Source organism: Evansella clarkii (assembly GCF_002019695.1).
In the GTDB taxonomy this organism is placed as follows: Bacteria; Bacillota; Bacilli; order Bacillales; family Salisediminibacteriaceae; genus Evansella; species Evansella clarkii.
In genome coordinates this window covers 4,449,156-4,464,159 of the sequence record NZ_KV917376.1, presented here as the reverse complement: position 1 = coordinate 4,464,159, position 15,004 = coordinate 4,449,156, and the positions used below count along the sequence as shown (strand labels likewise).

The window sequence follows — 15,004 nt, the reverse complement described above, 5'->3', positions numbered from 1 at the left end:
ATTGATATTAACAAGCTAAGAGTTAACTAAATAGGAGGAATGGAGAGATGTTTGAAACATTCGGGGGTTTTCTCATCTACCTTGCTATATTATTTTTAGTGCCTCTCTGGGCTCAGATGAGAGTGAAAGGCACTTATCAGAAGTACTCTCAGGTAGCTTCTTCTTCAGGTATGGCCGGAGCGGAGGTTGCCAGAAAAATATTAGATGACAATGGTCTTTACGATGTTACGGTTGAACCAGTCAAAGGCCAGCTGACAGACCATTACGATCCTCGTAAGAAGGCTGTCCGTTTATCTGAACAAAATTATTACGGTAATTCCGTGGCTGGTGCTGCTGTGGCAGCCCACGAAGTTGGACATGCGATCCAGGATGCGGAAGGGTACGCTTTCCTCCGTTTCCGTCATGCTCTTGTACCGGTCGCGAACTTCGGCTCAAATATTTCATTTTTCCTAATCCTTGCTGGGATTTTCATGGGAGCCACGAACATGTTCCTCGCTGGTATTATCTTTATGTCTGCTGCTGTACTGTTCCAGGTCATTACTCTTCCGGTTGAGTTTAATGCTTCCAACCGTGCAATGGAGCAGGTAGTTTCTGTAGGGGTTATACGGAATGAAGAGGAACGGGAAACCAAAAAGGTATTAAATGCTGCCGCACTCACTTACGTTGCTGCCGCACTCGTAGCGGTTATGGAACTAGTAAGGTTTATCCTCATGTTTGTTGCTATGAACAGAGACTAAAAATGTAAGGAGCCTGGGAATCCAGGCTCTTTTCTTTTTGGGGAAAGGGTTTGATTGCTTTGCAGGAGGTGGAAGAGTTTTCTGGCTTTTTTGCGGGACAACTATCCGGGAAATACCTGGAATTTGTCCTGAAACCACCTTAGAAAGAACCCTGCACACACGATGGTTAAGAATATTCAACCCGCCTCCAGCCAGGTGATAAACTCTGCTACCGCTCTAATGGCCGCTTATGTTCGTCAAATGTAAAGCCTTCTCCCATAACATCCTGAACATCCCCTAAAGTAACGAACGCGTGGGGATCTACTTTCGCAATAAGATTTTTCAGCCTCACCATCTCGTTTCTTCCCACTACACAGTACAGTACTTCCCGCTCAATACCTGTGAATGAACCTTTCCCTTTTAAAATAGTAGCACCCCTGTCCATTTCCCTGAGAATAGTTGCAGCTATTTCCGGACCATGGTCGGAAATTATCATGGCAGCCTTACCTGAATAAGCACCCTGCTGCATGAAATCAATAACTTTAGCGGCTATAAAAACAGCTACAAGGGTATACATAGCTTCCCGGTAATTAAGATAGACGAGGGAAGTAGTGATAACCGCAGCATCAAACATAAACATCGTTTTCCCCATACTCCAGCCCAGGTATTTAAACCCCATTTTGGCAATTATATCTACCCCGCCTGTAGTACCTCCGAAACGGAAAACAATTCCCAGGCCAACTCCTATAAATACCCCTGCGAATAAAGCGGCAAGCGTCATGTCGTCCTGCAGAGGCAGAGAAATGATCGGGTACCTTTGAAACAGCCAGAGAAAAAGAGAAACAGCGAATGTCCCGATAATTGTGTAAATAAAAACATTGCGGCCAAGAACCTTCCACCCGATCAGAAATAACGGTATATTTAAAACGAGGTTAGAGTATGCAGGATCGATGGAAAAGACAAAATAAAGAATCAGTGTTATTCCAGTAAATCCTCCGTCAGCAAGGTTGTTTTCCATATTGAAATAAACGAGTCCGAATGACATGATGGCTGTCCCTATCAGGATAAAAATTATATTTTGAATTTTAATCGAACCGGCCACTTAAACCACCTCCAGGCATTTCCATTAACTGCTCTATTATAAAGTATTAATATAAGAGGTTCAAATTTTTTGAAAACAGGATTGCCTTAAGAACTATCACTTACTGCATATATTCTCTTAAACATTGTCAAACATGCTTGTTTTCGCTACCATTAGTATGTATCTTTTTTAGGGAAGCGAAGGAAAGAGAGGCGTATATAATGGCTGATAAAACGATGCAGGAGTTGCAGAAGGAAGTAGATGATTACATAAGCCAGTTTAAGGAAGGGTATTTCAGCCCCCTCGCAATGATGGCCCGTCTCACTGAAGAAACAGGTGAACTGGCAAGAGAAATCAATCATTATTATGGGGAAAAACCGAAGAAATCCAGTGAAGAAGAAAAGACGATTGAACAGGAGATAGGAGACTTGTTATTCGTGTTAATCTGCCTTTCTAATTCACTGGATATAGATATGGAAGAAGCGTTTGATATAGTCATGGAAAAGTTCCGGACAAGAGATAAAGACCGCTGGACAAAAATCGAAGGGAGTAAATAAAAAATGATCAGAATAGCAATTGCGGGACCAAGAGGTAAAATGGGTCAGGAAGCTGTTAAGATGGTTCATGCAGAAGAAAGCTTTGAACTTGTGGCAGTAATAGACAGAAAGTTTAACGGAATGCTTATGAGAGAAGCAGAGGGAATGGAGCCGCTGGATATACCTGTCTACACGGATATGGAGGAATGCTTCCAAAAAGAAGAATGTGATGTGTTAATAGATCTGACTGCTCCTGAGACCGGAAAAAAACATATGCTCACAGCATTTGAATATGGAGTAAGGCCTGTTGTAGGCACCACTGGTTTTACAGATGAGGATATTGAAGAACTGTCTCAGATTGCGGAAAATAAACAGCTTGGCGCAATCATAGCTCCTAACTTTGCTATAGGGGCGATATTAATGATGAAGTTTTCCCAGATGGCAGCTAAATATATGCCTGATGTGGAAATAATTGAGCAGCATCATGATCGTAAACTTGATGCACCATCCGGAACAGCAGCTAAGACTGCAAGGCTTATTTCTGAAGTGAGAGAAGCGAAGAAGCAAGGACATCCTGAAGAAACGGAACAGCTTGAAGGTTCAAGAGGAGCTGATTTTGAAGGAATGAGAATCCACAGTGTCAGGCTGCCAGGCCTTGTAGCCCATCAGGAAGTCATTTTCGGCGGGGAAGGCCAGTCGTTAAAGGTGCGCCATGATTCCTATAACAGAACATCCTTCATGCCTGGAGTAAAGCTTGCGTGTGAAGAGGTTATGAAGCTTGATATCCTTGTTTACGGTCTCGAACAAATTATTGAATAATAGGGGGATGCAGATGAATATAGCGTTTATTGCTCATGACGAGAAAAAGGATGAGATAGTGCAGTTTGCGACTGCATATGAAGATCTGTTAAAAGAGCATAACCTGTTTTCAACCGGAACGACAGGCACAAGGATAATGGAGGCTACATCTCTGAAACTACATAAATACCAGTCAGGGCCCCTCGGAGGAGATCAGCAGATCGGTGCTATGATTGCTGAAAATAAAATGGACTGTGTTATCTTCTTCAAAGATCCGCTGACAGCCCAGCCTCACGAACCTGATATAAGTGCGCTTATCCGCCTGTGCGATGTATACAGCATCCCTCTGGCTACGAATATAGCCACCGCAGAAATACTGTTAAGAGGTATGCAGAGGGGAGATTTTGAATGGCGGGAATTAATAAAGGAAAAAAAGAAAGAAGATGATTCTGATGAGCAGGAGAAAGCTTGATATTCTTGCGGTGGGCGCCCATCCTGATGATGTGGAAATAGGTATGGGCGGTACGGTCGCAAAGTATTGCCATAAAGGTTATGCTGCCGGGATTGTAAACCTTACTAAGGCAGAACTTTCATCGAACGGAACAGTAGAAGAAAGGCAGAAAGAAGCAGAAAAAGCGGCAGAAATTTTAAAGATTTCCAGCCGCCGTCAGCTATCCTTTCCGGACAGGAAGCTTAACGTATACAAAGAGGAAGCGATTGAAGCATTAGTAGAAATTATCAGGGAATACAGGCCCGGGCTGGTTTTTGCTCCTCACTGGAAAGACAGACATCCTGATCATGGACATTGCGGAGAGATTGTTAGGGAGGCTGTTTTTTCCGCCGGTATTAAAAAATATATGGACAGGTGCCCTTTTCCGGCATACCGGCCTTCTGCCTTATATTATTACCAAATAAACGGTAGTGAAGCTCCTGATTTTGTCGTTGATATTTCTGGTTTCCTTTCAGTAAAGCTCGATGCGTTAGCAAGTTATAAAAGTCAGTTTCAGGGGGGGGCTTCCCAAACACCAACCCCGCTTAATAACGGATACATAGATCGGCTGAAATCCCGTGAGAGAGTATTAGGATTCGAGGCCGGGGTCGAATATGCAGAAGGATTTATTTCTGAAAAACCTGTACTTATACATCATTTACTGGGAGATCATATTTAAAATGAATTATAAAATCGGTATTACATGTTACCCGACAATAGGCGGTTCCGGAGTAGTTGCTACAGAGCTTGGTAAAGCACTTGCGGAAAAAGGGCATCAAATTCATTTTATTACCTCCAGTATTCCGTTCCGGCTTGAAAATGGCAGTGCAAATATTTATTTTCATGAGGTGGAGGTTAATCAGTACTCTGTATTTCGCTATCCTCCGTACGATATTGCCTTAGCGAGCAAAATGGCTGAGGTTGCGAAACGGGAGCAGCTGGATATTCTTCATGTGCATTATGCTATTCCCCATGCGATCAGCGCTTTTCTCGCTAAAGAAATGGTAGGCGATCATTTGAAGGTAATAACAACGCTGCATGGAACAGATATAACAATTCTTGGCCATGACCCTTCCTTGTCTGACATGATACGTTTTGGTATTGAGCGTTCTGACGTAGTGACTGCCGTTTCCCGCAACCTTGCAGAAGATACAAAACAGCTTCTTAAGATTGAAAGGGATATTGAAACGGTTTATAACTGCATTGATCACCGTGTTTATTACCCTCGCAGAACCACTAACCTTCGTGAAGAATACGGAATTGGACCAAGCCAGAAAATTATTGTCCATATATCAAATTTTCGCCAGGTTAAAAGAGTTTCGGATGTAGTGAAAGTTTTTTTTGAAGTACAGAAAAAATTAGACGCTGTCCTTCTGCTCATCGGAGAAGGGCCAGATCTCCCCGTTGTAAATGAACTTGCAAAGCGTCTTGGAATATCGTCGAGAATTAAATTTCTTGGCAATCAAAGAAGAGTAGCGGATCTTCTCGCTATGAGTGACCTGAAACTTCTTTTATCTGAAAAAGAAAGCTTCGGCCTTGTAATTCTTGAAGCAATGGCATGTGGTGTACCGGTCATTGGCACGAACATTGGCGGAATCCCTGAAGTGATTAAACATGGTGAGAGCGGATATATTTGTGAACTTGGCGATATTGAAGATATAGCCGGAAAATCAATCAATTTGTTAACAGACGATAAATTACACAGCAGAATGTCTGAAAATGCTCTGAGAACAGCTCAGGTGGACTTCCATCAGGATAAAATTGTTTCTCATTATGAAAGGATTTATCAGGAAGCAATCGATGGAAAAAATGGTGACGAGCAATGGTAAGCTGGGACGAAGCTGCCAGCTATGTCCTTGCAGAGCTCAGAAAGGAAGGCTATGAAGCGTTCATCGTAGGCGGGGCTGTCAGAGATAAAGTGATGGGAAAGCGAGTAAGAGATATTGATATTTGTACGGATGCGACGGCGGATACTGTAAAAAATATCTTTCCACGTACTGCAGAGCCTGGAGTTAACCACGGGACCATTCTTGTCTCTGCTGGAGGAAGAACAGTAGAGGTCAGTGAATTTAAATCCAGGACACATACAGATGGAGGTCTTACAGAAGATTTATCAGTGAGGGATTTTACCTGTAACGCTATGGCTATGACAGAAGAAGGAAGAATAATTGATCCTTTTCATGGTCAGGAAGATATCAGAAAGAAGTTACTACAGTCCGTTGGAAACCCGGCGGCCCGCTTCAGAGAAGATCCGCTGAGACTGCTGAGGGCGCTTCGTCTGTCTCTTCAACTTGGGTTTGAGATTGAAACAGGGACAAATGAAGCGATGGAGAAACTGGCCCCCCTCATCAGACGATGTGCAGTGGAACGTGTCGCTGCTGAGTTTGAAAAGGCAGCGGAAAACGAACTGGATATTAATGAGCTCATTTTTTTATTATCACACCCTGTCATAAAAGAGCTTCCCCATTTCGGTGCCTGTTGCATCAGTCTCGCTGAAAAAGCAGGTGCAAATGAAGGCAGCGGATTTCCTGTCCGGACTCCGGTGGAATGGTGGAGCATCATAGCCGGCTTCGTGCATCGGGAGGAAGCGAACACACTTCTTCACTATTATAAGCGATCTGGAAAAATTATTAAGTCGGTGATGGCTGTACTCGAAGAAACGTCCAGACAGTCCGGGAAGCAATGGGAAGATCTCGCGTTGTACCGCCTGGGGTCTGAGTTAATCCCTGCGGCGGAAAAGCTTCTTGCTCTCCGGGAAGAAAGAGAACCTGATGTTCCTTATTTGATCAGCCGGCTCAGGGAGCTTCCTCTGCAATCGAAAAAAGATTTGAAGCTCAATGGACATATACTTATGAGAGAGTTTCCTCATAAGCCAGGGAAATGGATAGGGAAAGTCCTTAATTCCGTGGAAGAAGCAGTCATCCTTGGCAAAGTGGAAAATGACACGGCTCGAATTTTAGAATGGCTTAAAAGGGAGAAATGGGAATGAAGGCAAAAGTATTGCAATTATTAAGGGACCATTCAGAAGAACACTTATCTGGTGAAAAAATAAGCGAAATGCTCGGCTGCAGCAGGACTATGGTCTGGAAATATATTGACGCACTCAGAAAAGAAGGTTATGACATAGCCGCAGTACCGAATAAAGGATACCGCATTGCTACTGAAGGAGATCCGTTAAGCGAGCATGAAATTGTTTCACGGATAAAAGAAAATTCTCTTTTCCACCGAATTGTTTATTTCGATTCCCTGGACTCTACTCAGACCACAGCTAACAAACTGGTGAGTGAAGGAGCTGACGAAGGGACTGTGGTTATTGCAGACGAACAGACAGGAGGCCGGGGAAGGCTTGGAAGGAAATGGGAATCTGTAAAAAACTCCGGTATCTGGATGAGTCTCATACTGCGCCCTGATATCAGTATGCGCCAGGCACCGCAGCTTACTTTAATTACAGCCGTGGCTGCTGTAAGAGCTGTGGAGGCGGTAGCAAATGCGGAAGTTCATATAAAATGGCCTAATGACATTTTACTGAACGGGAGAAAAATAGCGGGCATCCTGACAGAAATGCAGGCAGATCCTGACAGGGTAAAATCTGTAATCATTGGAATTGGCCTGAATGTTAATCAGACAGGTTTTGAAGGGGAACTAAGCCAGATCGCAACTTCACTTGCTGCGGAAACCGGCAGGACATACAGCAGATCTGCTTTAATTGCAGTACTGCTGAAAGAGTTCGAATGGATTTATGAGCTGTACTTGTCGAAAGGTTTTTCAGTGATAAAACCTATGTGGGAAGCTCATGCTTCCACAATAGGGCGCCGTATTACCGCTTCGAACCTGCAAGGGGAGACCACCGGTGTGGCTGAAGGAATTGATGAAGATGGTGTTTTACTTCTGAGAGATGATGCCGGAGAACTGAGAAAGATATACTCGGCAGATATAAGCTTCGCAAAAAGTTAACATAGTTTTAAAAAGATTTGTTATACTCAAGTTGGGCAGTATCCTCTGGAACTGTACCTGTGATTGGATGTATTACAAAAAATTATTTCTGCCTTGATCCGCAGTCCGGACTGGGACAGAGGGTGTGACATGATGAAGGGAGAAGTATGCCCTTTATCAAGGTTTGGAGTGTGTTCACCTTCTTCCTGCTGGAAGAAGGTTTTTTGCTGTAATTAGGAGTATGCTATTTTCAGCTCAAAGCACATTTGCCAACATATTTCCCTTTTTCTCAGGCAAATCAGAAAGGAGAATGAGGATGAAATCTACAGCTGACTTTAAGAAAATGAAAATGAATGGCGAGAGAATTTCGATGCTTACCGCATACGACGCCCCAGGTGCAAAGCTGGCTGAAGAAGCTGGAATTGACACGCTGCTTGTAGGGGATTCTGTGGGAATGGTGGTACTCGGTTATGAATCAACTATTCCAGTAACTGTTCAGGATATGGTTCACCATACGAAAGCCGTTAAAAGAGGTGCCGGCAGTACATTCATAGTTAGTGACCTGCCTTTTCTGTCATATCATGCTTCGGAACAGGAGGCTTTCGCAGCAGCCAGGATACTCCTTCAGGAAGGCGGGGCCCATGCTGTAAAGATGGAGGGCGGTGGAGCCGTCCTTGAAACTGCAGAAAAACTGACAGCCGCAGGGGTTCCGGTCGTTGCCCATTTAGGGCTTACGCCTCAATCTGTAGGTGTATTAGGGGGATACAGAGTCCAGGGAAAAGAGAGCAGTGAAGCAGAAAAACTCATTGCTGATGCTGAAAAGGCAGAAAGAGCTGGAGTCAGTATGCTTGTGCTCGAATGTGTGCCTGAAGCACTCGGAGAAAAAATCAGCAGCCTGTTGTCTATTCCGGTTATTGGAATTGGAGCAGGAAGATTTACAGACGGACAAGTACTCGTTTATCACGATTTAGTCGGCTATACACAAGGCTATGTTCCTAAATTTGTTAAGCGATATACAAATATATCTTCATCAGTGAAGGAAGCTTTAACAGCTTATCATAAAGATGTAAAAAACGGGACCTTCCCGGAAGAAGAACACGTTTTCCAGGCAGTGAAAGATAATGAACAAAGGCTTTATGGAGGCAAATAATGATAGTAATAACCACTGTAAAAGCAATGCAGGACTGGACAGAAACAATTAAAAGAGACGGAAAAACAATTGGTTTTGTACCGACAATGGGTTTTCTCCATGAAGGGCATCTTTCTCTTGCAGAACAGGCAGGGGAGGAAAATAATTATACAGTCATGAGCATTTTTGTTAATCCTCTGCAATTCGGCGAAGGAGAAGACTTTGAGGAATATCCCAGGAACCTAGAGCGGGATAAAAAGCTTGCAAGGCAGAACGGTGTCGATGTCCTGTTCGTTCCTCACGTGAGAGAAATGTATCCTCGTATAATGACTTCCTCTCTCATCGTAAAAAAAGGGGCGGATGTTTTATGCGGCAAGTCAAGGCCAGGTCATTTTGACGGAGTGGCCACGGTAGTTATGAAGTTATTCAGCATTGTGTCGCCTGACCGGGCTTACTTTGGCATGAAGGACGCACAGCAAGTCGCAGTAATTGAAAATCTTGTAAAAGACTTCCACCTGAAAACTGACATTGTCAGAGGCAGGACGGTAAGAGAAGAGGACGGGCTGGCCAAAAGTTCCCGTAATGTAAATCTTAATGACGAGGAGAGAGCAGAAGCTCCGGAAATATATAAAGTGCTCAGCGAAACAAAGGAGCTTATTCTTAAAGGTTCCCGAAAAGATTCTGCTTATTATGAAAATTTCCTGCAGGAATCTTTAAACAGGAGAATAAGCGGCACGGTGGATTATGCAGAGATAAGAACTTTTCCCGAACTTGAAAAAACAGAGGAAATAAACGGAGCAGTAATCATTGCTGCTGCAGTTAAGTATTCGACGGTTCGGTTGATTGATAATATTCTATTAAGCAAGGAATCAGAGCAATAAAAAGTTGACAGGGGAGAACAAGACATGTACAGAGAAATGATGAGCGGGAAACTGCATCGCGCTGCGGTTACAGAAGCAAATTTAAATTATGTTGGAAGCATTACAATTGATGAGGATCTAATGGAGTCTGTTGGAGTACTTGCAAATGAAAAAGTACAGGTGGTAAATAATAATAACGGAGCAAGGCTGGAAACATATGTGATTCCAGGATCAAGAGGTTCCAGAACAATCTGCCTGAACGGAGCGGCTGCCCGTCTCGTGCAGCCAGGGGATACAGTAATCATTATTTCATATAAATGGGTTAAGGAAGAAGAATGCTCCACTCATCAACCAAAAGTTGCTATTTTGAATGATAAAAATGAAATCATTGAAATGATGCATACTGAACCAGCAGCTACAGTCAGATAAACACTGAAAGTAACTGAACCTTCAACGATCGTTTTTTTTTACAAAATTGTCCTTTAATAAAGCTGTATATCTCTCCCCTGTGCATTGGAACACTGAAACTACAGGACCAGGCAGCAGGGAGGGATATATTTTGAATATGGAGAAATGGGACACGATATACGCTTGGCTTAATGAACAAGGGTCACATTTATCGGAGTATGAAAAAAGTTACTGGCTGGCCCAGCTGGCTGAACAGCATGAAAAGATGCTTGAAAAGTGGAGCGAGAGACTGGAGCTTCTTGATGAAATTAAAGAGAAACTTGTAACATCTGCTCCTTATTCTTTTAATAAAGAAAATGAAAACTGTGAAGGAATCAGTTATTTTAATTTAGGCCTTTATGAAAAGACGCTTGAATTTTTTTCTGCGGAAGCAAAAGAGAAATTGCTTTCCCCAAGGAAGAATTTATATACAGGCTATGCGGCTTTATATACTGGTGATGGTGACAAAGCAAAAGAATCCTTTTTAAACGTTCTGCACCAGACGAGCGACCCTTTGGAAAAACATTTTTCCTATCTCGGTCTGGGACTTCAGGAAGGACAGCGGCAAAACACAGAACAGGCAGTTCTTTATTTAGAAAAAGCTGAATTACTCCTCTTTAACCCTGATGTAGTGTATAATTTAGGAATCTGTTATTTACTTATGGAGATGCCTGATGAGGCACTTCCTTATTTTAAAAAGACGATATCTGCAGGCGATGTGGATCCGGATGTTTTTTTCTGGCTCGGTAAATGTTATTTGGAGACAGGGAACCATACAGAGGCAATGGAAGTATGGTACCATGCAGCTGAAAAATTTAATTCAAAGGAGCTCCTGCTGACTCTTGCCCTGGAGTTTGAAGAGATGGAGCTGTTTTCCGGAGCCCTGTACTGCTACAGAAAACTAGAAAAACAAGGCTGTGACCCTGCAGTCGTTTATCACGGCCTGGCCTGGAATTACGGGCTGCTGGATGAGCGTGAGGAGGCAAAGAAGTTTTTTCGGATGCTTTTTGAGCAGGATAAAAGAAATAGTAATGGCTGGATTTCCTATTTGTGGCTGCTAATCAGCTGGGCTGACAGGCAGGAAATAGATTCAGCGCTCACGGAAATAAAAGCACATAACATTACTGACCCTCTTTTATCGGAGTTATCCGAAAAAGCTGCAGAGATCTAGGCCCGATGGTGTTGTGGAGGAAAAACGATGGAACGGTTTGTTATCATAGATGTGGAAACAACTGGGGTATCTTTCGCTAAAGGTGACCGTGTTATTCAGCTTGCTTATGTAGTCGTGGAAAATATGGAGATTACAGACAGATATTCAAGCTATGTTAACCCTGAACGGAGTATACCCCCGTTTATTCAGTCGCTGACTGGCATTAATAAAAATCATACGGAAAAAGCGCCTCTGTTTAAAGAAGCAGTAATTCCGTTACTGGAAGCACTGGACGGTGCTTTTTTTGTGGCTCATAACGCTGAATTTGACCTTAATTTTATAAATGAAGAACTGACAGCTGCAGGTTATTCGCCATACGCAGGCCCTGTTATTGACACAGTTGAGTTATCAAAAATTGCTTATCCTTCGGCTGACAGCTTTAGGCTGTCACGGCTTTCCGAATACTTTTCAGTAAATCATGACCAGCCCCACCGTGCTGACAGTGATGCGGAGGCGACAGCCCAGCTGTTTATTCAAATCGTTGAAAAAATTTCAGCTCTCCCTTTCGGTGTCCTGCGGCAGCTTAATAAACTTTCAGGGTCTTTTAAAAGCCATACTGCTTCTTTAATACATAAATGGCAGTTAGCAAAAATGTCAGAGAAAACTGCGGAACACCTGGAAGAGTACAGAGAGCTGGTTATCAGAAAAGCTGTGAAGAAAAAGAATGAACAAAGTGACGGGGAGCTGCCGGATTTTTCCCGGTATTTCAGTGATTATCTCACCAACGAAGCATGGTGCAAAGAAAGAATGCCGAATTATGAAATAAGACCCGGGCAGCTGAGGATGATGGAATTTGTCCATGAGAGACTGACCGAAAAAACTTTTGGCCTTATTGAAGCTGGGACCGGCACAGGTAAAACTCTTGCATATCTTGTCCCGGCAGCTTTTAAAGCTAAGCATGCAGGAGAGCCGGTAGTTATCAGCACGCAGACTATCCAGCTTCAGGAACAGCTTGTTAAAAAAGAAATCCCTGCTTTAAAAAATGTACTTCCTTTTTCAGTGAAATACGCACTGCTAAAGGGCAGAGGCCATTATATATGTCTCCACAAATTTGAGCAGCTGCTCCAGAACGATTTATCAGGTTCCTATGAAAGGTCTCTCTTAAAAGCGCAAATATTAGTATGGCTGACTGAAACGGAAACAGGGGACGTAGAGGAATTATCTCTTGCCCCCAGGTCAAGCCGCTTCTGGCAGGAGATAGCAAGTGACGCAATTTCCTGTACAGGACCAGATTGCCCGTGGTTTTCAAGATGTTTTTACCAGCGTGCGAAAAGGATGGCGAAGGAAGCCGACCTAATCATTACTAACCACTCTCTTGTACTGGCGGACAGTAAAGCAGAACATCAAATTATTCCCGGATTTAAGCACATAATTTTTGATGAAGCTCACCATCTGGAGGATACAGCTACAGAACAGTTTGGCCTCCAGCTGGACTATCTGTCTCTCACACATCTTCTGAAGGAAATGGGGACGGAAGATGGCGAGGGCTGGCTGGCTTCTTTAAGTGCTTTGAGCAGCAGCAGCACGAAAAATTTTGTGTCACGGCTGAATGAGCAGGGGATTAATTTAAAGCAGGAATGGTACGAATTATTTCTGCTTCTGAATCAATATGTGCAAGGGAAGAATACAAAATATAATGAGCGGGGAAGGTATACAAAGAAAATAGACCATGGAGACCAGCAGTGGTCTCCTGTAACAGAAGCCGCGCTGCGATGCAGGAGTGCTTTGCGGGAAGTGTACTTATCTCTTGATACTCTTCAGGATATACTGGAGGAAAATGAGAACGATAATAAATTTATTCCCGGATTTAATGAAACGCTGCGAAATTTCTTTGAACGGACCGGAAAAGTCCTTGCGATGTTTGAGAGCCTTCTCCTGGACCACGATGAATCGATGATTTACTGGATGGAGGCTGAAATTAAAGGTCCGAAACAGTCTGTATACGTCCATGGCCGGCCTGTCGAAGTGGCAGATCTTCTTGCTGACGGGCTTTTCAGGAAAAAAGAAAGTATCATCTTTACATCCGCCACTCTTGCTGTAGGGAAAAAGTTCAATTATATTACCCGGCGGCTCGGCCTGGAAGACTTTCCGACAGAAAGTGAAATTGTTGAGTCTCCGTTTAACTGGGGCGAGCAGGTACAATTAATGATTCCGACTGACATGCCTCTCATCCAGGAAGCAGGGGAAAATAATTATATTGAAGCCGCGGTTGTCCAGCTTTACCGAATTGCACAAATAACTAAAGGCAAAATGCTTGTCCTTTTTACTTCTTATGACATGCTCAAAAAATGTTATTACCATCTTAAAGATATGCTGGATGATGAATTCATGCTCGTTGCCCAGGGAGTACAAAGCGGGAGCAGGTCAAAACTGACAAAAAACTTTCAGCAGTTCGAGCAATCCATCCTTCTCGGTACAAGCAGCTTCTGGGAAGGTGTGGACATCCCCGGCAAAGATCTGAGTGTTACAGTCATTGTTCGTCTGCCTTTTTCGCCCCCTGATGATCCGGTTTTTCAGGCGAAATCCTCAAGACTTAAAGAGGAAGGGATTAACCCATTTATGAAGCTTGCCCTGCCGCAGGCCATACTTCGCTTTAAACAAGGATTTGGCAGGCTGATCAGGACCAGTTCGGATAAAGGAGCGGTGATTGTTCTCGACAGAAGAATTGTCACGACCCGGTATGGCGGATCCTTTATAAAGTCTCTGCCTGATATTCCAGTACTGGAAAAGCCTCTGGATGAACTGGAGGAAGAACTTTCTGACTGGATAAAATAGGCATGGCACTGAATGTACAACAAAAACAGATTTTTTCCGTTTTGACAGGTAAATTTCATGGAAACAAGCTTTGTAATGAATCTTGAAAGAAGGTTTTTAGAATGCGTACAACCTTTCTGACACGGTCTATACTTATTTGCCTGGTTAGTATTTTATTTTTCCAGACTGCAGTTTCTGCAGGGTTTGTAGAACTGAATCTTGATGAAGGGGAGACAGCCTTTACTTTTTTTGATCTCACCCACGGAGAAGCGATGCTTGTTCAAAATAAACAGGGAGAAACAGTCCTGATAAACACAGGCCACAAGAACAGCAGGGAAGAGCTGAGGGAAAGGCTTGAACTGTATCAGGCAGATCTGGTCGATAAGCTTATTTTAACTGGCAGCCAGGGCGAATATGCCGGGAATTTACAATGGATTCTTGAGAATTATGACGTGGGGGAAATCTTCCTGTCCGAGGAGATCCTGAAGTCCTCGGAGCCGTTGTTTAAAACATATCAAGGCAAAATAAATACTCTTGAAAAAGGCAGCCAGTATACTATTACGGATGGCCTTCAGCTCGATGTCCTGTATGTGGAGAAAAATAATGGGACAGATAAAGGCGGAATGGTATTTTTTCTTCAAAACAATAACAAGAAATTGTTGTATATAAGCCTTGCTGATATTCAGGTTGAAAATGAACTGGTCCGGGAATTTGACCTGAAATCGACTATTTTTAAAGTTCCGGACTTTGCGAGTGACCGTGCGACATCGCAGAAACTGCTGGAAGAAGTGGACCCGCAGGTCGCTGTTATTTTCAGGGATGGGAATGAACCGCCAAGCAGCCATGTACTCGAAAGACTCGAAGCAACATGGATAGATATTTATCAGACAAGCAGGATGGGAACGGTTACGATAAAATGTAATGAAGAGGACTATGATATCATTACGTTAAAACCATCTGATACCAGAGATATGCTGCATGCTGGATGGCTGCATATATTGAAGCAAATCTGGTAAAAAAACAGGGCAGTATGTTCATATCGGAGGGGAA

General features: G+C 43.3%; 15 protein-coding genes. 14 read left to right on the top strand and 1 reads right to left on the bottom strand.

Features of this window, described 5'->3' with window-relative positions:
* The first annotated feature begins 47 nt into the window (after window positions 1-47).
* Entirely contained in the window at window positions 48-737 is a 690-nt protein-coding gene (locus BK582_RS20960; RefSeq protein WP_078596899.1) for a zinc metallopeptidase, read from the top strand.
* A gap of 208 nt (window positions 738-945) precedes the next feature.
* Here BK582_RS20960 and BK582_RS20955 read toward each other — a convergent pair whose 3' ends face one another.
* Entirely contained in the window at window positions 946-1,818 is an 873-nt protein-coding gene (locus BK582_RS20955; RefSeq protein ID WP_078596898.1) for a YitT family protein, read from the bottom strand.
* 200 nt (window positions 1,819-2,018) lie between these two features.
* On the opposite strand from BK582_RS20955, the gene BK582_RS20950 reads away from it, so the two are divergent.
* The 13 genes from BK582_RS20950 to BK582_RS20890 all read left to right on the top strand — a co-directional run bounded on the left by BK582_RS20950 (window position 2,019) and on the right by BK582_RS20890 (window position 14,970).
* Window positions 2,019-2,354, top strand: coding sequence for a nucleotide pyrophosphohydrolase (locus tag BK582_RS20950; RefSeq protein WP_078596897.1), 336 nt, complete (start codon window positions 2,019-2,021; stop codon window positions 2,352-2,354).
* Between the two features lie 3 nt (window positions 2,355-2,357).
* The gene (gene dapB, locus BK582_RS20945; protein ID WP_078596896.1) at window positions 2,358-3,152 is read left to right on the top strand and encodes a 4-hydroxy-tetrahydrodipicolinate reductase; all 795 of its coding nucleotides are present in this window, start codon (window positions 2,358-2,360) and stop codon (window positions 3,150-3,152) included.
* 13 nt (window positions 3,153-3,165) lie between these two features.
* Window positions 3,166-3,603, top strand: coding sequence for a methylglyoxal synthase (locus BK582_RS20940; protein ID WP_078596895.1), 438 nt, complete (start codon window positions 3,166-3,168; stop codon window positions 3,601-3,603).
* Window positions 3,584-4,300 carry a bacillithiol biosynthesis deacetylase BshB1 gene (bshB1, locus tag BK582_RS20935; RefSeq protein ID WP_078596894.1) on the top strand — a complete coding sequence of 239 codons (717 nt, stop codon included), beginning with the start codon at window positions 3,584-3,586 and terminating at the stop codon, window positions 4,298-4,300. The genes BK582_RS20940 and bshB1 overlap by 20 nt, the downstream gene beginning before the upstream one ends.
* 1 nt (window position 4,301) lies before the next feature.
* On the top strand, window positions 4,302-5,450 hold the full coding sequence (gene bshA, locus BK582_RS20930) for an N-acetyl-alpha-D-glucosaminyl L-malate synthase BshA (RefSeq protein ID WP_078596893.1): 1,149 nt from the start codon (window positions 4,302-4,304) through the stop codon (window positions 5,448-5,450).
* The gene (locus tag BK582_RS20925) at window positions 5,444-6,610 is read left to right on the top strand and encodes a CCA tRNA nucleotidyltransferase (RefSeq protein WP_078596892.1); all 1,167 of its coding nucleotides are present in this window, start codon (window positions 5,444-5,446) and stop codon (window positions 6,608-6,610) included. The genes bshA and BK582_RS20925 overlap by 7 nt, the downstream gene beginning before the upstream one ends.
* Entirely contained in the window at window positions 6,607-7,575 is a 969-nt protein-coding gene (locus BK582_RS20920; protein WP_139368276.1) for a biotin--[acetyl-CoA-carboxylase] ligase, read from the top strand. The genes BK582_RS20925 and BK582_RS20920 overlap by 4 nt, the downstream gene beginning before the upstream one ends.
* A 295-nt stretch (window positions 7,576-7,870) precedes the next feature.
* Window positions 7,871-8,704 carry a 3-methyl-2-oxobutanoate hydroxymethyltransferase gene (gene panB / locus BK582_RS20915; RefSeq protein ID WP_078596890.1) on the top strand — a complete coding sequence of 278 codons (834 nt, stop codon included), beginning with the start codon at window positions 7,871-7,873 and terminating at the stop codon, window positions 8,702-8,704.
* Window positions 8,704-9,564: a pantoate--beta-alanine ligase gene (panC, locus tag BK582_RS20910; protein WP_078596889.1), complete on the top strand. Its 861-nt coding sequence runs from the start codon at window positions 8,704-8,706 to the stop codon at window positions 9,562-9,564. Before panB ends, panC begins: the two co-directional genes overlap by 1 nt.
* A 24-nt stretch (window positions 9,565-9,588) precedes the next feature.
* Entirely contained in the window at window positions 9,589-9,972 is a 384-nt protein-coding gene (panD, locus tag BK582_RS20905; protein ID WP_078596888.1) for an aspartate 1-decarboxylase, read from the top strand.
* A gap of 136 nt (window positions 9,973-10,108) precedes the next feature.
* Entirely contained in the window at window positions 10,109-11,161 is a 1,053-nt protein-coding gene (locus BK582_RS20900) for a tetratricopeptide repeat protein (protein ID WP_338066850.1), read from the top strand.
* Window positions 11,162-11,188: 27 nt separating this feature from the next.
* Entirely contained in the window at window positions 11,189-13,975 is a 2,787-nt protein-coding gene (dinG, locus tag BK582_RS20895; RefSeq protein WP_078596886.1) for an ATP-dependent DNA helicase DinG, read from the top strand.
* A 101-nt stretch (window positions 13,976-14,076) separates the two neighbouring features.
* Complete coding sequence (locus BK582_RS20890) at window positions 14,077-14,970, top strand: ComEC/Rec2 family competence protein (protein WP_078596885.1); 894 nt, start codon at window positions 14,077-14,079, stop codon at window positions 14,968-14,970.
* Window positions 14,971-15,004: the final 34 nt, after the last annotated feature.